This is a genomic window from Megasphaera paucivorans (assembly GCF_900103535.1).
Taxonomy (GTDB): domain Bacteria; phylum Bacillota; class Negativicutes; order Veillonellales; family Megasphaeraceae; genus Megasphaera_A; species Megasphaera_A paucivorans.
Genome location: NZ_FNHQ01000006.1, coordinates 25864 through 45040 on the forward strand (window position 1 = coordinate 25864; position 19177 = coordinate 45040).

General features: G+C 38.6%; 20 protein-coding genes, 1 other RNA gene and 1 pseudogene. 3 read left to right on the plus strand and 19 right to left on the minus strand.

Annotated elements, in window-relative coordinates; all coding sequences use genetic code 11:
- Positions 1 to 104 precede the first annotated feature (104 nt).
- The 5 genes and pseudogenes from BLR11_RS03835 to BLR11_RS14285 all read right to left on the minus strand — a co-directional run bounded on the left by BLR11_RS03835 (position 105) and on the right by BLR11_RS14285 (position 2692).
- The gene (locus tag BLR11_RS03835; protein ID WP_091648355.1) at positions 105 to 1352 is read right to left on the minus strand and encodes an Nramp family divalent metal transporter; all 1248 of its coding nucleotides are present in this window, start codon (positions 1350 to 1352) and stop codon (positions 105 to 107) included.
- 92 nt (positions 1353 to 1444) lie between these two features.
- Positions 1445 to 1831: an aminotransferase class III-fold pyridoxal phosphate-dependent enzyme gene (locus tag BLR11_RS03840; protein ID WP_218118717.1), complete on the minus strand. Its 387-nt coding sequence runs from the start codon at positions 1829 to 1831 to the stop codon at positions 1445 to 1447.
- Positions 1798 to 1989 (minus strand): annotated as a pseudogene (locus BLR11_RS14660) (hypothetical protein); the annotation flags it as partial. The pseudogene BLR11_RS14660 and the gene BLR11_RS03840, both read right to left, overlap by 34 nt.
- A 173-nt stretch (positions 1990 to 2162) precedes the next feature.
- On the minus strand, positions 2163 to 2582 hold the full coding sequence (locus tag BLR11_RS03845) for a biotin transporter BioY (protein WP_342707178.1): 420 nt from the start codon (positions 2580 to 2582) through the stop codon (positions 2163 to 2165).
- Positions 2498 to 2692, minus strand: coding sequence for an ECF transporter S component (locus tag BLR11_RS14285; RefSeq protein WP_218118719.1), 195 nt, complete (start codon positions 2690 to 2692; stop codon positions 2498 to 2500). The genes BLR11_RS03845 and BLR11_RS14285 overlap by 85 nt, the downstream gene beginning before the upstream one ends.
- Before the next feature lie 273 nt (positions 2693 to 2965).
- Between BLR11_RS14285 and BLR11_RS03850 the strand changes: the two genes are divergently transcribed.
- Positions 2966 to 3640, plus strand: coding sequence for a TVP38/TMEM64 family protein (locus tag BLR11_RS03850; protein WP_176762865.1), 675 nt, complete (start codon positions 2966 to 2968; stop codon positions 3638 to 3640).
- A 100-nt stretch (positions 3641 to 3740) separates the two neighbouring features.
- Here BLR11_RS03850 and BLR11_RS03855 read toward each other — a convergent pair whose 3' ends face one another.
- From BLR11_RS03855 to BLR11_RS03865, 3 genes are all read right to left on the minus strand, one after another.
- Positions 3741 to 4907 (minus strand): M20 family metallopeptidase, encoded by a 1167-nt coding sequence (locus tag BLR11_RS03855; protein ID WP_091648360.1) that lies wholly within the window; start codon positions 4905 to 4907, stop codon positions 3741 to 3743.
- A gap of 91 nt (positions 4908 to 4998) precedes the next feature.
- Complete coding sequence (locus BLR11_RS03860; protein ID WP_091648362.1) at positions 4999 to 5301, minus strand: DUF6506 family protein; 303 nt, start codon at positions 5299 to 5301, stop codon at positions 4999 to 5001.
- Between the two features lie 111 nt (positions 5302 to 5412).
- Entirely contained in the window at positions 5413 to 5655 is a 243-nt protein-coding gene (locus tag BLR11_RS03865) for a hypothetical protein (RefSeq protein WP_091648364.1), read from the minus strand.
- 303 nt (positions 5656 to 5958) lie between these two features.
- On the opposite strand from BLR11_RS03865, the gene BLR11_RS03870 reads away from it, so the two are divergent.
- On the plus strand, positions 5959 to 6672 hold the full coding sequence (locus BLR11_RS03870; protein ID WP_218118720.1) for a hypothetical protein: 714 nt from the start codon (positions 5959 to 5961) through the stop codon (positions 6670 to 6672).
- Positions 6673 to 7307: 635 nt separating this feature from the next.
- Here BLR11_RS03870 and BLR11_RS03875 read toward each other — a convergent pair.
- The 10 genes from BLR11_RS03875 to BLR11_RS03920 all read right to left on the minus strand — a co-directional run bounded on the left by BLR11_RS03875 (position 7308) and on the right by BLR11_RS03920 (position 17135).
- On the minus strand, positions 7308 to 7607 hold the full coding sequence (locus BLR11_RS03875; protein WP_091648365.1) for a hypothetical protein: 300 nt from the start codon (positions 7605 to 7607) through the stop codon (positions 7308 to 7310).
- 292 nt (positions 7608 to 7899) lie between these two features.
- Entirely contained in the window at positions 7900 to 8277 is a 378-nt protein-coding gene (locus BLR11_RS03880) for a C-GCAxxG-C-C family protein (protein WP_091648368.1), read from the minus strand.
- Between the two features lie 227 nt (positions 8278 to 8504).
- Positions 8505 to 9677, minus strand: coding sequence for an aminotransferase-like domain-containing protein (locus tag BLR11_RS03885; RefSeq protein ID WP_091648369.1), 1173 nt, complete (start codon positions 9675 to 9677; stop codon positions 8505 to 8507).
- 82 nt (positions 9678 to 9759) lie between these two features.
- On the minus strand, positions 9760 to 10161 hold the full coding sequence (locus BLR11_RS03890) for a CGGC domain-containing protein (protein WP_091648371.1): 402 nt from the start codon (positions 10159 to 10161) through the stop codon (positions 9760 to 9762).
- Between the two features lie 83 nt (positions 10162 to 10244).
- Positions 10245 to 11441 carry a M20 metallopeptidase family protein gene (locus tag BLR11_RS03895; RefSeq protein WP_091648372.1) on the minus strand — a complete coding sequence of 399 codons (1197 nt, stop codon included), beginning with the start codon at positions 11439 to 11441 and terminating at the stop codon, positions 10245 to 10247.
- A gap of 11 nt (positions 11442 to 11452) precedes the next feature.
- Positions 11453 to 12448 (minus strand): ATP-binding cassette domain-containing protein, encoded by a 996-nt coding sequence (locus tag BLR11_RS03900; protein ID WP_245675075.1) that lies wholly within the window; start codon positions 12446 to 12448, stop codon positions 11453 to 11455.
- Positions 12417 to 13511 (minus strand): ABC transporter ATP-binding protein, encoded by a 1095-nt coding sequence (locus BLR11_RS03905; protein WP_218118721.1) that lies wholly within the window; start codon positions 13509 to 13511, stop codon positions 12417 to 12419. Before BLR11_RS03905 ends, BLR11_RS03900 begins: the two co-directional genes overlap by 32 nt.
- A 38-nt stretch (positions 13512 to 13549) precedes the next feature.
- Positions 13550 to 15175, minus strand: coding sequence for an ABC transporter substrate-binding protein (locus BLR11_RS03910; RefSeq protein WP_176762866.1), 1626 nt, complete (start codon positions 15173 to 15175; stop codon positions 13550 to 13552).
- Between the two features lie 47 nt (positions 15176 to 15222).
- Complete coding sequence (locus BLR11_RS03915; RefSeq protein WP_218118722.1) at positions 15223 to 16173, minus strand: ABC transporter permease; 951 nt, start codon at positions 16171 to 16173, stop codon at positions 15223 to 15225.
- A 14-nt stretch (positions 16174 to 16187) separates the two neighbouring features.
- Positions 16188 to 17135, minus strand: coding sequence for an ABC transporter permease (locus tag BLR11_RS03920; protein WP_245675079.1), 948 nt, complete (start codon positions 17133 to 17135; stop codon positions 16188 to 16190).
- 333 nt (positions 17136 to 17468) lie between these two features.
- Here BLR11_RS03920 and ssrA point away from each other — a divergent pair.
- Positions 17469 to 17819: a transfer-messenger RNA gene (ssrA, locus tag BLR11_RS03925) on the plus strand.
- Positions 17820 to 18136: 317 nt separating this feature from the next.
- On the opposite strand, the gene BLR11_RS03930 is transcribed toward ssrA, so the two are convergent.
- The gene (locus BLR11_RS03930) at positions 18137 to 18979 is read right to left on the minus strand and encodes a ketose-bisphosphate aldolase (RefSeq protein WP_091648380.1); all 843 of its coding nucleotides are present in this window, start codon (positions 18977 to 18979) and stop codon (positions 18137 to 18139) included.
- Between the last annotated feature and the right edge of the window lie 198 nt (positions 18980 to 19177).

A 19177-nucleotide genomic window follows, 5' to 3' on the forward strand; every position in this document is an offset into this window, starting at 1 on the left:
CGTTTGTATACTCCTATTTTTCTAAGACTTGTATATCGTAGAATACCATAAAATCGGGAAACAAGCAAGAACTTTTCTATTTCGCACAATTAGCTGTCGGTATCCTAAAACATTTCTGCTAAAAGCATTATATTAAATAGCGTGACTAACAATGCAATACATCCCAAAATCCCCTTTTGCAGTTTTGTATTGGCATATTTCCCCATAACCTGAGTCGATGATGTCAGGTAAATCTGAGTAAAAATCGTAATGGGAAGTTGGATGCTTAACGCTATTTGAGAATATACAAGACCTTGAAACGGATCTGTAATGCAAAAAATAATACCTAAAGCAGCCGCATATATCAGCGCAACTCCATGCCAAGAATGATAATCCTTAATATTATATCCTTCTCCAAAAATTCCTGCATAAATACTGCCGCCAGCCATCCCCGCCGTTGTCGTGGAAGCTATTCCGGCAAAAAAAAGTGCAATTGCAAAAATCAGCGCAGCGCCTTTTCCCAGCATAGGTTCTAACATAATTTGTGCTTGTTGTATTTCTTCTACAGGAATATTTTGTGAAAAAAATACAGCCGCAGCAACAATAATCATGGCACTGTTAATAGCCCAGCCAATACTCATAGAAAAAATCGTATCGAGAAACTCATATTGCAATTGTTTTTTTATAACATCCGCATTTTCTAAATTCCATTGTCTGCTTTGAATCACTTCAGAGTGAAGAAATAAGTTATGGGGCATAACCACCGCCCCCAAAACGCTCATAACAATAGGAACCGCACCTGTCGGCAGAGATGGCACAACAGCTCCTGCCGCTGCACTTCCCCAGTCAACATTAACCATACTTAATTCCAATAAAAACGATATGCCGATAAGAGAAACAAAGCCAATAATAATTTTCTCTAATTTTTTATAAGAATTTGTCCATAAAAGAATAAAGCAAAAAACAGCCGTTAAAACAGCAGAAATACCAATAGGCAACCCCGTCAAAATAGTAACAGCTATGCCGCCTCCAAGGATTTCCGCCATAGCCGTAGCTGCTGCCGCTAATACAGCCGTACATAATATTACCCGTGAACAGGGTTTTGGTAAATATGCCGTTGTTGCTTCTGATAAGCATAATCCGGTAACAATCCCTAAATGAGCCACATTATGCTGGAGAAAAATCAACATAACAGTTGATAACGTTACCATCCATAACAGTGAATACCCATATTCTGCACCTGCAGCCATATTAGCAGCCCAATTTCCCGGATCGATAAACCCAACTGTAATTAATATACCGGGGCCAATATATTTCAATATCTGTGCGGCATTTTCATGAAAAGGATGCCTGGTATTATAATTTTTCAGCATATTCCGTCTCCACTTCTGCTATATTATGATAATTACTGCCAATATTATATAACAAACAGCAAAATATATATAGATGAAACCGCAATTTATATCTATGATAAAAGCACTTCTTTTATAAATTCTTGTGTTCGTCTCATCGCTAAACTTAATTCTCGTTTTTTTATATTAAGCGGTGGATTAAAATAAATCACATTTCCCTGCGGTCGTAGAATAAGCCCCTGTTCAAGTGCTTTTTTATAAATTTTATATCCCACCCGATTATCCTGAAGATTTTCCACTAATTCTAAAGCATAAATGAATCCTATATGTCGGATTTCGCCTACATGAGGATTTTCTCCAAGCACTTCTTGAAATCTAGTCGTTAACCACTGTGATTTTTCTTGTACTTGCCGCAGCACCGACTGTGTTTGAAAAATACGCAATACCCCTAAAGCAACTGCACATCCTAACGGATTTCCACTATACGTATGACTATGCAAAAATGCTTTTTCCTCCTTATATTCCGCATAAAAAACATCCTATATTTTTGCGTTGTAATCACAATAGACATGGGCATATACCCACCTGTAAGACCTTTTGAAATACACATAATATAAGGAGTAATAGCATATTCACAAGCAACCATCTTTCCCGTACGTCCAAAACCGCTTTATAATACGATGCGGAATTACCACTATCTTTTATTTTTTTTTACAATTAAACCAGAAACGTACGTCTTCCCTATATCTGTACCCGTACCTGTGACACAAACACATTTTCCATATCAATCCCCACCTTTATTTTAATTACATCTGCCGCCAAATTCCCGCCTTATAACATTTTTCCGCTAAAAATGCCCCAACCGCACATATAAAAAACATCTCCCGGTGCTTGTAAAATTGCTCCATACAGCAGTAAATTCCATGAGGTTACGGGTATATCAATAACATAGTTAGATATCATATAAAAATACGCCAATCCCAATACATATACTACGGCCATTCCCAGTAAATTAATAAAAAATAAATACATTCTTGCAATTGCAGATATATGTCGTGACATATATCCCACAATAGCAGCCTGCAGAGTAAAACCTATCAGATATCCAAAAGTAGGCTGCAGCGCATATGCCGAACCGCCGCCGTTAGCAAAAACAGGAATTCCTGCTATCCCAGCACCACATATGTACCAACAGCAGCCGCCCCTAACCGGCCTCCTAAAAGCAAATCTGCCAGCAGCGTAAATAAAAATTGCAAGGTAAATACATCATTCCCTGTAGGTATTTTAATAAAAGCTCCTATAACCGTTAAAGCTGCAAATAAACCACAAAAAATAATCGCTTCTGTCCTTTTCTGTTCCATGCCGGCACCTCCTTAAATTATTTATTAAGAATATACTTTTGTTGTTGATATGCCAACTTTTAATTATTTTAATTGAGTTTACAATATATCTAGAAAACTCTTCCAGAGTAAAAAATATATATACTGAATGTAGAATATCTTTTACATAATTTACTGCAGTTACCGATTATGTTATTATTTTTTTATTACAGTCTATATTTATTTAGAATTCTTAGAGAATTTTTTTCTAATATGTGTTATGATACTTTGTACGGAATAGAAAAGGAGAAACTCATGAAATCAAAACATCAAACTTGTATAAAACTAGGTGCCATAGCACTTCTCATTTTACTTTTTTTCTCTATTGAGCTTTTTGTTCCTGGTTTTTACCGGACTGTATTCATGATGATTCAAGATCGAAATATAAACGGTATTGCTGCTTATATCGCTTCTTTTGGCTATATGGCAATGATTATGACTATTCTTATTATTGTCATAACCAATATGACAGGATTACCTTCTATTGAAGTATTAACTGTCAGCGGCCGTATTTTCGGATTGATGCCTGGCATCCTTCTCTGTTGGATCGGAGAAGTTATCGGCAATATCATGGCTTTCTGCATTATTCGTTTCTTCTTCCGAAACAAGGCCCATGAATGCATTGAAAAAAACAAGATTTTAGAAAAAATGGATTCTTACAGCAATTTCAAAGAAATGTTTATCGCTCGTCTGATTCCTTTTTCTCCCAATGTTCTTATCACTACACTGGGGGCCCTCAGTCATTTATCTTTTCGTGACCATACATTAGCTACTATTATTGGAAAACTTCCGTCAGTTGCACTGGAGGTTTGGCTTGGCTATGGCTTAATTCAAGAAATCAATGGCGGAAATGCTATGTGGATAACTATTATCTGTATTATCATTGCTACTATCGCCTTTTATGTCTATAAACATAAAATAACAATTTAACTTATATAGGTATTACAAAAAAACACGCATTGTATAAATAAAATCATTTATACAATGCGTGTTTTTTACTCTATATTATTTCCATCCATCATGATGGATCTCATAAGCAGGTATCCCGATTGATAATACAGGCAGCCAATATTTTAGCTCTTTCAAACAACGTATCCACAACAGCAAACTCCTGTGGACTATGATTTTTCCCCCCTTTGACTCCCATAGCACAAACCGCAGGAACTCCGGCAATAACCGCATATGCTGAATCCGATCCACCACCAACTATTTTTGCATACGGTGCTGCCAGTTGCAATTCAGCATATGTTTTTTTGACTACCTCAAATAAAGCATCATTTTCTGCAGTATGCTTCATGGGAGAAAATCCGGCTAACTGAGTAAGCGTCGTGGTTGTATCGGAGACATACTTTTTATTCGCTATATTTTCTATTTGTTCGCAAATATGGTCCAAATAATCGGGTTCTACATATCGAACATCAATTTGGATAGAGGCTTGTCCCGGAACCGCATTAACAACAGTGCCCCCACTGATAACACCTACATTGAAGGTTGTTCCCTTTTTCCAATCCGTGAGATTTTGAATAGCAATGACCTTATGTGCTATTTCTAAAATAGCACTTCTTCCTTTTTCCGGCTCATTGCCTGCATGGACGGCAATCCCAGTCACATCCATTTTAAAAACAGCCGATCCTTTACGCTGTACTACAATTCCATTATCTAAAAACCCCGTTTCACAATTAAAAGCAGCAACTGCACCGCTAGCTTCTTCTATTATGCGTTTAGCCGCATCAGAATTGCGGTGCCCAATCTCTTCATCTCCCGCCAAGATAAGTTTAACAGGGCGAACAGCATATCCTGCATAATGAAGTGCCTTCATTACATACAGTGCAATAACAATACCGCCTTTCATATCCAATATTCCGGGGCCGTAAGCCTTTCCCTCTTTTACTATAAAAGGTTGATTTTTTAAGGTCCCATCGGCAAACACTGTATCCATATGTCCTAAAATCAATACGGGAGCTGCTTTTACCTTTCCGGAAAGAGAAGTAAGCATATTTCCCGCTTTATCCATAGAAATTATGGTCGTACTAGCTCCTATACCATCTAATTGATTCTTTATTTCTTCAGCTACAGCATCAATCCCGCGTTTATTTAAAGAGCCACTTTCTATACTTACCAATTTTTCCCACAAGGACATCATCTCTTCATGATGATTGTCAATAAAGTCAAATGCTTTTTGTTTTACATTATCCATAATTACATCCCCTATATATGATATTATTTTTATATAAACAAAGGCGCCGTTTAAGCAAATCAGCTTAATACGACGCCCTTGACATATTAAATCAAAAAATTTCATCCCCGCTTTTATTTTTCAGTCCCGGATGTCCATCGAAACGGACTACGCCGATAACAGCCTTACCTGCTACAGCTTTTTTAACTAGTGCTGTTCCTTCAATTCCAAATCCGCCGCAAAGTTCAATGGCTCCAACCCCTTGCTCAGCCAACTTACTTGCTACGTTTGCAGCAGCTTCATAACTGTCTACCCCGATAACATGCAAATCCATATGCGGACAATTGATTGTTGCTTTTTGTTTTTCCGGATCATTGCCGTTCCCTAAAAAAATAAATGCCGCTTGTAATCCCATATTTCTCACCTCACTTCACTTTTTTAATTAATATAAATTAGTAACTATATCTTACCAGTACCATCTACGGCAGAATATTCGCCGTAATTAGTACCATTTAACGTCTGTTACTCATTGTCCTGTATGCATCGGCGGCGCTGTTGTGATTTTGGAAGCTAAATAGGCTTTTTCCAATGCCGTAATACGTTTATGAATTTCTGCCGCTTTTTCCGGTTTGATTGTACTAAGTGCGTCTAATAACCGATGCGATGTTTCATATTCATCAATACTTATTTTTTCATTTTTATCTACTTTTTCCATCGTTGCCATGAGTATGGACGCCTGCGTTTTATAATCCGGCTCTTTATTCAACATAACAAGTCTCCTCTCCTTATTTATTTTCCATACGGTGCGTTCCCTTTCCTTATATTTATTATAATACGCAAATGTCGGCCTGTCGAATAAAAAATAACCCAGCAGTCAAACGACACTCATCTCCCCATGGATATATCAATACCATCCGATGTCATGCACCATATTGAATGTAGTAACTGTCATTATTCTCACTTGCCGCGCTATTCTTATTGTAAAAAGAAAAAGAAAATGCTATATTGAGCATACATCTATAATAAATTTATAGTAAGGCTGCATTCATGTATATTGAAAAGAGGCATTATTATGAAAAAAATATCAACATGGATAGGATTTATACTCTTTCTCTTGTTTAGCAGTTATACTTTAAATGCATTGAATCTGCCTTTCAATTTTACTGCATCTTCTGTATCAGCTGCCGCATCTGTCACTTCTCCAAATGAAAATCATGACATAGCACGGATAAACAGTAACGGACAGCATTTATTATCTATACTTGACCATTTAGATGTAGAGCATCATTGGCTGCCTAAACAGCCAATACACTGGGCTACAGGAGAAACGGATGATACGGAAAAACCATTGACCAGCCATTGCAGTGCCTTTGTTGCTGCTGCTGCCGCGGCCAATCATATTTATATACTGCGGCCTCCAGAACACCCTCAAATGTTTCTCGCAAATGCACAATATGATTGGCTGCAAACAAAGGGCCGCAGCTATGGCTGGAACTTGTTAAATAACCCATGGCAAGCACAATCTTTAGCTAACCGCGGTTATTTAGTAATTGCTGCATTTAAAAATCAACAGGCAAATAAGCCCGGACATATTGTAATTATTCGTCCATCAAATACAGCATATATGCATATAACAGATGAAGGTCCCCATATTATTCAGGCAGGAATGCAGAATTATAACTGCACAACTTTACAAACAGGTTTCAAACATCATCCCGGTGCCTGGGTCAGCAGCCAGAATTATACGGTTTTATTTTATTCACATAAAATAGACAATATAAAGTAAGAAAGCACTCACGCCATTGTGGGTGCTTTCGCTGATATGGTGGAAAGGTTTAACCAACTAACCTTTCCTGAAGGAATTCTGCAATCCGGTTATATAACCGGAAAGTTTCGATAATTAGTCTGACTCTAATTATCTACTCCTTGATATTTTTATTATATCACTTTACTTTTAAATTTTCCAAAAATATTTCCATTTTTTACTTTTATCAAAAACGCCATATATTCAGGCATTATCCTATATTAATTTTCTATCGTATTTGATATAAAGTGATACTAATCGTACACATTCAAGGTTTTACGCTCTATCCTGAAAAGAAACTACTTTTCGCTTTCTTCTCTTCACAAAAGGAGTATCTTATGACACATCAGAATATACTGTTTTTTCTAATTATGCTATCTGTAATTATTTTGTTGTTTTGCTTTCTAAAGATAACGAATATTTCAAAAAAACACCACTTTAAATGTAAAAATTGTATGGCTTCGTTTAAAGTTTCTCCTTATGTATTGTTAATTACCCCTCATTTTTTTTCTTGGCACTATCTCAAATGCCCTGTTTGCAAAAAACGAAGTTGGATGTATCCCAAAAAAGACTGTCATCATAAGTCATAAAACTATTTTATCATGGATACCTATCTGTCACATGAATTTTAAAATAACTTGTTTCATATATGCATCTTTCAGTGCCTTCAGATAGGATTCAATTTCCGCCGATCGTTCAGGACTTAATTGAATTACAGATTCCAGAAATTCTTTAGATACTTCATATTCTTTGATACCTATTGGTTCATCATTAGCCGCTTTTTTTAAGGTTTTCATAAGGGTACTCATTTTTTCTTGAAAATTATCGGAAACGGTCTGCGGTGATGTTTTTTTGCAGTTTGTACTACAAGTATCATCCGCACTGCAGGCATTACAGTTATTTTTTTCTTTGTCCATCGTTATACTGTCCCCTTTCTATTATTGAAGTATCGTATCCTTTCGATTTAAAAAGTATTATTATATATCATTATAGTTAACGATACCACTTTCGTCCAGCTAATAATAGTAAAATTTAACCTCGATTTTTATATGCCCAATCATACCCTATTGAAACAAACGGCAGCAACTACGGTCTATCTTAAACTTAATAGGTTGGTTTATCTCATATATACGCTGTCTATATTGCATACTACCTGCACCCTCCTAACAAAAAAACGCCGGCATTACGCTGACGTTTTTCTATTACTTGCTATTTTGATAAAATGTCATCGATTGCTTGACACATTTCAAAAATAAGGTTATCACAATGATCTTTCCTTGCGACACCTTTTTTTACTGCTTCTGATAGTAACACGGCACAATCAGTAGTAGCATGATTCATCCGAAATGTTTTGATAATATCCAATGCTTCTTTTTGGTTCACACCCTGTTTCCCTAAAATCATAAGTGTCCCGCTTAGAGCACCACACACAGAACCGTGAAGCATACCACCCCCAAAAAAGCTTCCCATTTTCTTTGCTTCTTCCGCTTCCATCCCCATTTCTGCAGCAAACGCAACCAATAACGATTGCGTACAATTACAATTTGTTGTATTACGTATTTCTCTAACCGTATCCAAATGATTCATCCTCTTTATTCTCCTTTTTCTGTTCAATAGTATTAGTATACTCTAACTATGAAAAATTTCCATAGTTTCAAACACAAAACCGGCAACGGATTATCCGCAGCCGGTTTTGTATTTAAAGATGCTGGCATCATGCAAAAAATGACTTTGTTCTTATGAACCAAGAAAAATGGCATGCATCTTACTTTTGACACGTGTCAATATACATACTATTTTTTACAATATCTTTATTATTGCAGTGCTTGCCCCAGTCGTTTAATCCCCTCGGGAATTGCATCAACAGGTGTATTCGAATAGCTCAGACGAATATAATTATTTTTATTTTTTTCCGGGAAAAAACCACTGCCAGGAACAAATGACACATTCCAAAAAGCGGTTGTCTTATTCAGCAATTCCTTGTCATCCATAAGTATTGGCAGTTTCAGCCAAACAAAGAAACCACCTTCAGGTACAACATACGAAATGGTATCCGGCAAATATTTTTTAATCGCTTCTATCATAGTATTTCTTCTTTTAAGATACACCTGACGTACAGAAGCCACTCGGGCCTTCCAATCACTATTCGTCAAATAATAATATGCTAAAAATTGATCTATTGTGCTGCTTTGCGAATCACTGGTTCCTTTCAAAAGAACATATTTCTGCAATATGGAAGTATCTGCACAGATCCAGCCAATACGCAGTCCAGGACATAGTGTTTTTGAAAAAGTACTTAAATAAATAACCATCCCGCTTGTATCAAAACTTTTTATAGGCGGTAATTTTTCTTCAGTAAAACGAATCTCACTGTATGGTGCATCCTCAATCACAGGAATACCATATACAGCTGCCAACTCCGCTATTTGTTTACGTTTTTTTAAGCTCATATAGCTCCCTGTCGGATTTTGAAAGTCAGGAATGGTATATATAAATTTGGCATCTCTATGTTTTTCTAGCGTTTGCTGCAAAGCTTCTATATTCATTCCGTCACTTTCCACCGGAATACCTATGCATTGTGCACCAGCTACTGAAAAGGTATTCAATGCCCCCAAATATGTTGGCGTTTCACAAATAACGGTATCACCCGGATTAACAAAAAGCTGAGCAGAAAAATTAATTCCCTGCTGGGACCCTGTTGTAATCATAATATTTCCAGTGTCTGTCACAACACCTGCTTCCTTCATGACGACAGCAGCCAATTTTTCCCGCAATGGCCCCAGCCCCTCTGTCGTTCCATATTGCAAAGCTTGTACTAATTCTCCTTTTGAAAAAAGCACATGGAAAGCCGTACTTATATCAGACAACGGAAATACGGCTGCATCCGGCCGCCCGGCTGAAAAAGATATCATATCCGGCTTATCATATAACGGATTTCGAATGTCTGACTGAATAAATCTTTCTACACATGTTGCATACGCTGACATACATTCCCTCCTTATATAAAAAACACAATGAGGTATTAACAAAACAGTGTTAATACCTCATTGTATACATTGCATGAAATTTTTAAAATTCCTTGTATATTCCTTCCTCGCGCTTCTTCGAAGCACCTTTGGAAATATAGGTTCCCAAAACCATAGGATACCCTTTCCGTTCAATTATTTTTTTTATATATTCCAAGTGAGGACAAGGTGGACGATGATAATTATCTGAACAAATACAGGAAGCCAAATGAATGATTATATCTTCTTTGTTCTCTTTATACCTGTTTATTTTTCGCAGCAAGTCTTCTAATTTGCCAGCCAGCCCAGCACCACAGCATCCACCGCAGGTAAACATCATATAGCGGGCATCTGCCGGATAGTTTTCAAATTTTCCGGTCCGGTCATAAAACGTTTTCATACAGGCATATCCGACACATCGCGGGCTGACAATTTGGCACTGAACAATAACAACAAGTTTACTCATATGGACTCCCCCTGTATTTATATCATATTTTAATAGTGCTATTATACAGACTGCAACAAATTATGTCCATATGGTCATCCTATTTATTCTTCCTGCTTAATGTTTTTCACAAGCTGTTGGAATTTCATGGCACTATTCAACATGATATTGATACCTATAGAAAATGCATTTTCATCAATACGGAACTTGGTGCTATGAGTAGGATAGGTATACCCTAGTTTATCATTTCCCATTCCGACAAAGTAGAAACATCCCGGAGCTTTTGTAAGATACTGAGAAAAATCTTCTCCTCCCATTCCCGGATCCATTTCAATTACCGTATCCGGACCATACAATTCGTTGGCCGCAGCAACAAGTTCCCGCGTATATTCAGGTGTGTTGTAAAGGAAATTATAACCTGTCTGATACTCACAAACGGCAGTCATCCCAAACGCCTCCGCATATGCTTGTGCAATATGTTGAATATGATCAGCAATAAGCTGTCGATTTTTCTCAGAATATGTTCGGACTGTGCCGCGGATTATTGCCGTATCAGGAATTACATTATCAGCTGTTCCTGCATGAAACTGAGTTACTGTCAAAACAGCGGTCTCTTTAGCCGGAATCTGACGTGACACAATTTGCTGCAGTGCCGTCACAATTTGTGCTGCAACCGGTATCGGATCAAGACAATTTTCCGGAGCCGAACCATGTCCGCCGCTCCCTTGAATTGTAATTCCAAAACAATCGGAATTTGCTGTCATATACCCTTCTCTGACTCCTATATGTCCTACGTTATATTGAGGAGCCGCATGCTGTCCAATAATAGCATCTACTCCATCCATGACTCCCTTTTGCACAAGTTCCTTAGCACCACCGGGAAAGTATTCTTCCGCAGCTTGAAAAATGAAGACAAAAGATCCCGATACATTTTTTTTATTTTCAGCCAATACATGTACTGCCCCAAGCAACATTGCCGTATGCGTATCATGACCGCAGGCGTGCATAATTCCCGGTCGTTTAGAAGAAAAAGATACCCCGCTTTCTTCTGGCATTCGAAGTGCGTCAATATCCGCCCGCAGCGCAATTGTCGGGCCCGGTTTATCCCCTGATAACCGGGCCACGACACCGGTTGCCGCTACCCGTTCATATGTTACTCCCGGCAAATCTTTAATTTGTTCAATAATATACTCTGTCGTCTCAAATTCTTCAAAAGACGCTTCCGGATACTCATGCAAATGTCGGCGCCATTCCTTCACCTTTGGTATAATCGAATCAACAGATTCTGCAAATACATTCATTTCTATCCCCTCTATGAATTAATTTCTTTCTTTTTCCCCAATTGTTCTGCATATTTTTGTTTATACATCGGCAACTCTTCTTCCGAGCAATATATAAAATGTTCCGGACCAATTTCGTACATATCCGCCTTAATTTCCTTCGGATATCGATGGATCGATGGATCATAGTCAATACGCCTACGCTTCCGTTCTTGCTGTAAATCTGTTAGCGGCGATGCAGAAAGCAAGGAAATAGTGTATGGATGAAGCGGACAATTATACAATTCATCTGCTTCAGCCAATTCCAAAATTTTACCATCCTTCATTACGCCGATACGGTCACTAATATATTTCACCATCGCTAAATCATGTGCAATAAAAAGATATGTCATTTCTCTTTCCTGCCGTAATTGAATGAGAAGATTGACAATCTGTGCCTGGATTGATACATCCAAAGCCGATAAACATTCGTCGGCAATAATAAAATCAGGTTTTACACACAAGGCTCTGGCAATACCGATACGCTGACACTGTCCTCCTGAAAATTCTGTAGGATACCGATTAGCATACGAACGATTTATACCGACAATGTCCATCATTTCATACACTTGCCTGTTTACTTCTTCATCCGTAGAACAAATGCCATGAACGCGCAATGCATCTCCGATAATTTTTTTCACAGGTATTCTCGGATTCAGCGAAGCAAACGGATCTTGAAAAATCATCTGCATGGATTTACGGAATTTCAGCATTTCATTTCGTCCATGAATATCCGTAATATCTTCTCCTTTGTAGATGACCCGTCCGTCGGTAATATCCTCTAATTTTATCAGCGTTCGTCCCGTAGTAGATTTACCGCTCCCCGATTCACCCACCAGTCCGAATGTTTCTCCTTTGTATATAGTGAAGGATACATCATCTACAGCCCGTACCTCACTTTTTTTTCGCGAATTAAAAATTTTATGTAAATTACGTACCGTAAGAATTGCTTCCTTTTTACCGGCCGCTTGCGGCATGGCTTCCGACATAAGCTTCACCCCCTTTATCCTTTTTCATAAAAGAATTAAAAATATGCTGCCGCCGTATAATTTCCGGCGGTGGAGTAACTTTTGGCGCATCAGGATGCAAGAGCCAAGTGGCCGCTGCATGAGAAGCACTCACCGTAAAGAAAGGCGGTTCTTCCTCAAAATCAATAGCCAATGCATATGCATTTCGAGGTGCAAAAGCATCTCCTTTAGGCATATGCAGCAAATTAGGCGGTGCTCCCGGAATGCTATACAAGGACGCATCTTTCGTATCCAAAGATGGCATAGAACAAATAAGTCCCCATGTATATGGGTGCTGCGGATTATAGAAAATTTCTTCAGCTGTTCCTATTTCTATAATGCGTCCTGCATACATAACAGCTACCCGGTCTGCCACATGCGCCACAACACCCAAGTCATGGGTAATAAATATGACCGACATATTGAGTTTTGCTTTAAGATCATCAATAAGATCCAAAATTTGTGACTGTATCGTCACATCCAATGCAGTCGTAGGTTCATCGGCAATAAGGATATCCGGCTTACAAGCCAGCGACAAGGCTATCATGACACGTTGACGCATACCGCCTGAAAATTGATGCGGATAATTCTTACAACTTTCCTCAGGATTGCGGATTCCCACAAGTCTCATAAGTTCAATTGCTTCCATCATGGCCTTATCCTTAGGCATTTTTTCATGAATCAGTATAGATTCTGCAATCTGCTTTCCTACGGTCATCGTTGGATTCAAAGAAGTCATCGGGTCTTGGAAGATCATTGCGATCTTCCTCCCCCTTATTTTTTCCATTTCCCGCTCTGATAACTCAAGCAGATTTTTACCTTGATACAATATTTCCCCTTGATCATACACTGTATTTTTTTGAGGCAGCACTCTGTTAATGGCTTTCATGGAAACTGATTTACCCGAGCCTGATTCTCCCACAATTGCCAATGTTTCCCCTTTTTTTAAATCAAAATTCACACCGCGAACGGCTGATACTTTGCCGTCTAACGTTTGGAATGATATAGTCAAATCTTTAACGCTTAAAATTATTTCGCTCATCATGCCGCTCCTCTCTGCTTGAGTAATCGCTGGAGATTCCATTATTCAAAATGCCATTCATTAATGTCATCCAATGAACCTTCCCAGAAATCTTTGATACCGCCTTTAAGGTTTTTACTTTGAGCCATGATATAATCTGTTTCATATAAAGATGTAACAAATTGATTATCCCGCATATATTTTTGAATTTCAACATATGCCGTTTTGCGCTGATCTGCCGAAGTCATTGCAGCCGCCTTTAACATCATGTCCGTAAGTTTTGGATCATCCGTGTGTGCGAAGTTGCTGCTGCCGCCGGGAATAAAATATGAACTGTAATCCGGATCTGCCGTAAGTCCGTATCCCAAAAGCAACAGTTCATAATCGCCTTTTTTAGCATTTCCAAGAACAGTAGGGAAATCTAATTTTTGTTGCTTTACATTCAATCCAATAGCCTTAAGATCTTGTTGAATCAGATCTGCGGACTGTTCACGCAATACATTTCCCAAAGGCACCTGCAATGTTAATTCTTTCGATGTATCAAATCCGGAAGCAGCTAATTCTTCCTTAGCTTTAGCAGGATCATATGGCAGTGGTTCCACGCTCTTATCATAAACCGGGCTAGCCATAGTATATACGGTCGGAACTACCTGTGCTGTTCCCTTATAAAGCTGATCAACAAGTTGTTTTCTATTGATGGCCATTGTAACTGCACGACGGAACTTAACATTAAACATAGGATTGTTGTTATTTACTTCCAAATACTGTCCTGCAAAAGAAGGTGCTGTTTTAACAATCAATTTACTGTCTTTTTTCAAAACATCTAAGTCCTTGACAGGAATGACACCTATACCGCCACCCGCTGCTAACTGTACATTGCCGGACTTAAGTTCCGTTACAAGGTTAGTCCCATTCATCACTCGAATAAATATTTTTTTCAATTTTGGGGCACCCTTGTAATAGTCTTCATTGGCTGCATATTCAACATGATCATTAGTAACGTAAGCCACAAACTTATATGCACCACTAGTTACTGTCGGTTTTGTTGCTACCTCTGAATTAGCAATAGCTGCCGGATCAATCTTTTCAAATACATGTTTCGGTACAATATATACTTCAAACCCTAACATACTTTTTAAATAATTGGGATCTACAGGCGCTTTTGTCTTAAAAACAACCGTTTTTTCATCCTTGGCTGCAAGTCCCGGAATCGCATCGCCGCTGACTAATTTTCCTTTATCATCTACACCTTCCAACATATTAATATACGTTCCTTTAGAGGTTTCTACCTTAGGATTCGCTATTAAATTAAGTGTATACACTACGTCAGCTGCGGTAACAGGTGTACCATCTGTCCATTTTGCTTTAGGATTAATTTTAATAGTAAAATTTTGATTATCCTGAGATTCAAAACTTTCTGCTAATTGTGGTGTAAATTTATTAGGTTCCGGCATTCCCAGCAATGTGTCATACATAAAACGAATTGCAAACTGTCCGGCAATCCCAGGATTAAACAACGGATTAAATGAATCCGGCGCATTTGTCATTCCAATATACAAGGTATCCCCCGTTTTTCCGCCAGCTCCACCTTTGTTTCCGCCGCATCCGCTAAGCATAGCTACACCTACCAACATAGAAACACCCAAAATAAGACTTCTCCGTTTACGCATCCAATTCAACAAGCCCATGATCATACCCCTTTCTTATTTTCATACAAAATATACAATGCTGTTTTCTATTTTGAATCTCCATCTATCGCTTCATTAAGTCCGTCACCCAAAAAGTTTATTGTAAGTACAGCAATAAGGATAGCAATTCCCGGTGGAATCCAACGCCAAGGTTCTTCTGATAAAATAGTAATAGACTGAGCACTCGTCAACATATTGCCCCAACTAGCTGCCGGCGGCTGTACCCCCATTCCCAGAAAACTCAAAGAAGCTTCAATGAGAATAGCCGATGCAATACCAAACGTACAATTAACGAGAATCGGTGATAATACATTTGGCAAAATATGTTTGAATACAATAGTTCCCGGGGAATAGCCGGTAACAATGGCAGCCGACACATAGTCCATTGATTTAACACGAAGTACTTCGCCCCTGACCAATCGACAAATAGGCGGCCATCCCATAAGTCCCATTACCAACATAACGGTTATCATATTCGGCCCTATTAAACTAACGATAACAAGAATAATCATAAATTGCGGATACGCCATAAACACTTCCGTAATCCGCATAATAATACCATCAATCACCCCGCCAAAATATCCCGATAAAAGGCCCAAGGTAATGCCAATCGCTGCATAAATAACTACTGATCCGATGCCGACAATCAGAGATACCTGAGAACCATAAATCAAGCGGCTCAATACGTCACGCCCTACATCATCAGTCCCCAGCAAATGTGCAATTGATGGAGCTTCGTCAAAAGCACCTACTGTCTGTACCGGATCATATGGAGAAATAACCGGAGCGAGTACTGCCAAGAGTATAATCGCAAAAAACAAGAACATACTCCAATACGCTACTCGATTCTTACAGAAACGCCGCCATGTAATTTTTCCCCAAGATTCGACTTTTTCCGCAGTCTTCTTCTGTGCCTCTTTTTCTTCTTGAATAAATTCCGGATTAAACTGGCCTAACATGCCGTTTTGATGAACTAAAACTAATTTTTCCGCATCCATATACGCTTCCCCCTTTATTTACTGTATTTGATTCGCGGATCAATGACGGCATACATGATATCCACCAATAGATTAGCTGCCAGTACAGCAACCGCCGATAAAATAACAATAGCCATCAGTATCGGGTAGTCACGCGAATTAATAGCAGCAACAGTCAATGAGCCAATTCCCGGCCATTGGAAAATCTGTTCCGTTATAACGGCACCACCAATAACCTTAGGAAGATCCGTCCCAATAACTGTAACAATGGGAATCAGAGAATTACGAAAAACATGAGCAGATAAAATTTGTTTCTGGTCCAATCCTTTTGCCAAAGCTGTACGAATATAGTTTTGACTTAATACATCCAATACACTCGCCCGGACATACCGAATCATATTAGCAGAAAACTGTGATGCCATAACAATTACTGGTAAAACAAGGTGCATCATTCTATCACCCATATCATTTTCTGCTCCGAGAACTGTCATGCCGCCGGTCGGGAAAATATCAATTTGAACAGCAAAGAGATAAATCAGGGCCAATCCTAAAAAAAACGGTGGAAAAGATACATTGAAAAATGTCCAGCCAATAATAGCTCGGTCGACCCAGGAATTTTTACGTAACGCTGCTATTATTCCTAAGGGAATTGCCGATACATAGGCTACAATCAAACTAATACTCATAAGTATTAACGTTGGGCTAAGACGCTGCCCGATAATTTCCAGTACAGGCTGCCGATTACCAAAGGAAAATCCCATATTACCACTTAAAAAATTTCCAATCCAATCTACATACTGTACGACTAACGGTTTATCCAATCCTAATGCTGCTCTTGTAATTTCGACCTGAGCCTGTGTCATATCCGGTGTAATATACATATCTGCCGGGTCACCCGGTGTCAGGTGTACCAGGACGAATGCACCTACGGATATAAGAAAGAGGACAGGAATCGAAATAGCCAGTCTTTTTAAAATATACATACCCACTTGCATTTCCCCCCTTTAAATAATTGCGTTATCATCATATGGTCCTCCATGAATTAGTCATGTAGATATTAATTTTAACCACCCCATCTCTTAAATAAATAAACAAAAAGCAATGGCGTCCCTATAGCGTCATTGCTTTGATTTATTATTACACTAATTAATTTAATAGTCAAGTATATTATTTATAATATTTAATTTATTACAAATCTGTATGATGATATTTTTTATACTCATGCTTCCTTTTTTGCTCTTTTATATGATTCACCAATCTGCCCACTTGGATTTCTCCCCATACTTGTGCTATACTACATATGTACCGCACAGCATGGGGACGTAAAGGTTTCGACGGTGGCGGTTGTATCATAAATAGCGAGCCGGGGTTTCATCTGCCCGTAAATCGGTGAAAACGTTAAATTAAACGCTAAAGAAGAAAATTTTGCCTTAGCTGCTTAATGCAGCTAACGTCTCTTTCTGCTAATCCTGCGTGCAGATTGCAGACGTCATCTAGCGGGATACCTATCAACTTTGCCTGAAAGCTGACAAGGGAATCTTACAGGCTGGAGCAGTTTAGTTTGTCCTTGTACGAACGCTGCTTAAGATAATCAACAAGGTCTGCGCTCGGAGAAGTTTATGGGGCAGCGTTATCGGACAGGAGTTCGACTCTCCTCGTCTCCACCATTTATATGTACAAAAAATGAAGAATGCTTTTTGCAGTTCTTTTCCCCAATAGAAATCCGAATGATTTTCAAAAAATCATTCGGATTTCTATTTTTAATTTAGTTATGTAGTTTTGAAAACAAACGATTCCCCTGAATGTAGCTATTACTATAATACTTCAGATATGTATGCCGCAAAAAAAGCCCTATAGTATATATACTAATTCATCTATACCATAGGACCATGCAGTATTGCTAAATCATCGATTCACCTATAGACGATTGTCTCAGCCTTTCCATATTACGGCATACCGAGTATATTACTGCTTACTGATTATTTTATACTTTCCCCTCCATACCAAACAGCAGCATATATTTTTTTATGTTTTTATATGCTCCTTCAACAGCTGCCGCACTAAAGTCAAAATACCCCGCGTCAGGTTTTACTGCCGCCGTATTTCGTATATAAGCAGCAACACTATCATATGATGCCGTCGCAATATTGATTTTGCGGATTCCATGATGGATACAATCCCAAAAATTTTCCCGTGTAAGTCCCGTACCGCCATGCAATACCAATGGACACTCCACGACTGAAGCAATTTCCTTCAGCCGTCCAATATGCAGCTTTGGCCTTTGTTTATAATGACCATGAGCCGTTCCAATTCCAATTGCTAAGGCATCCACGCCTGTTTCTTCAATAAACTGTTCCGCGCCCTCAACGGTAGTAAGCAGTTCATCCTCACTGTACGTTTCTTTCGCTCCGCCAATACAGCCAACTTCTCCCTCTATTTCTGCTCCGTAAGAATTACATAATTCCTTGATTCTCCGCGTCATTGCTATATTTTGTTTCAACGGATATTTAGATCCATCAAACATAACTGATGTAAATCCTAATTTCAATGCCAGCTCTATTGTCCCCTGCGTTGTTCCATGATCAAGATGGACAGCGACAGGAACTGATGCTTGCCGTGCCGCAGCCAGCATCAACGGGCCTAATACAGATAATGGCGAATATGCCAGTCTGCTTTCAGCAATCTGCAGCAATAAAGGTGCCTGAAGTTCTTCTGCCGCTTTAACTGCTCCCAAGGTCATTTCCATATTAGAAACATTAAAGGCTCCTATCGCATATGAATTATCTCGTATAGGAGAAAGGAGTTTACTCATTTTCACAAGTGTCATATTCAACTATCCTCTTCTCTAATAATATTATTCATTATACTATTCTTTTCTCTTTGTAATGTCAAGAAAGAATATGATATATAACAATACAGCAACCAGAGTTACACTACGATTCCCTCCAAAACAATCTTTCCTGTATCGACACGCAAATTTCCAGACTGCTTTTGCATAATCAACAATACATGCTAAGCACCACAA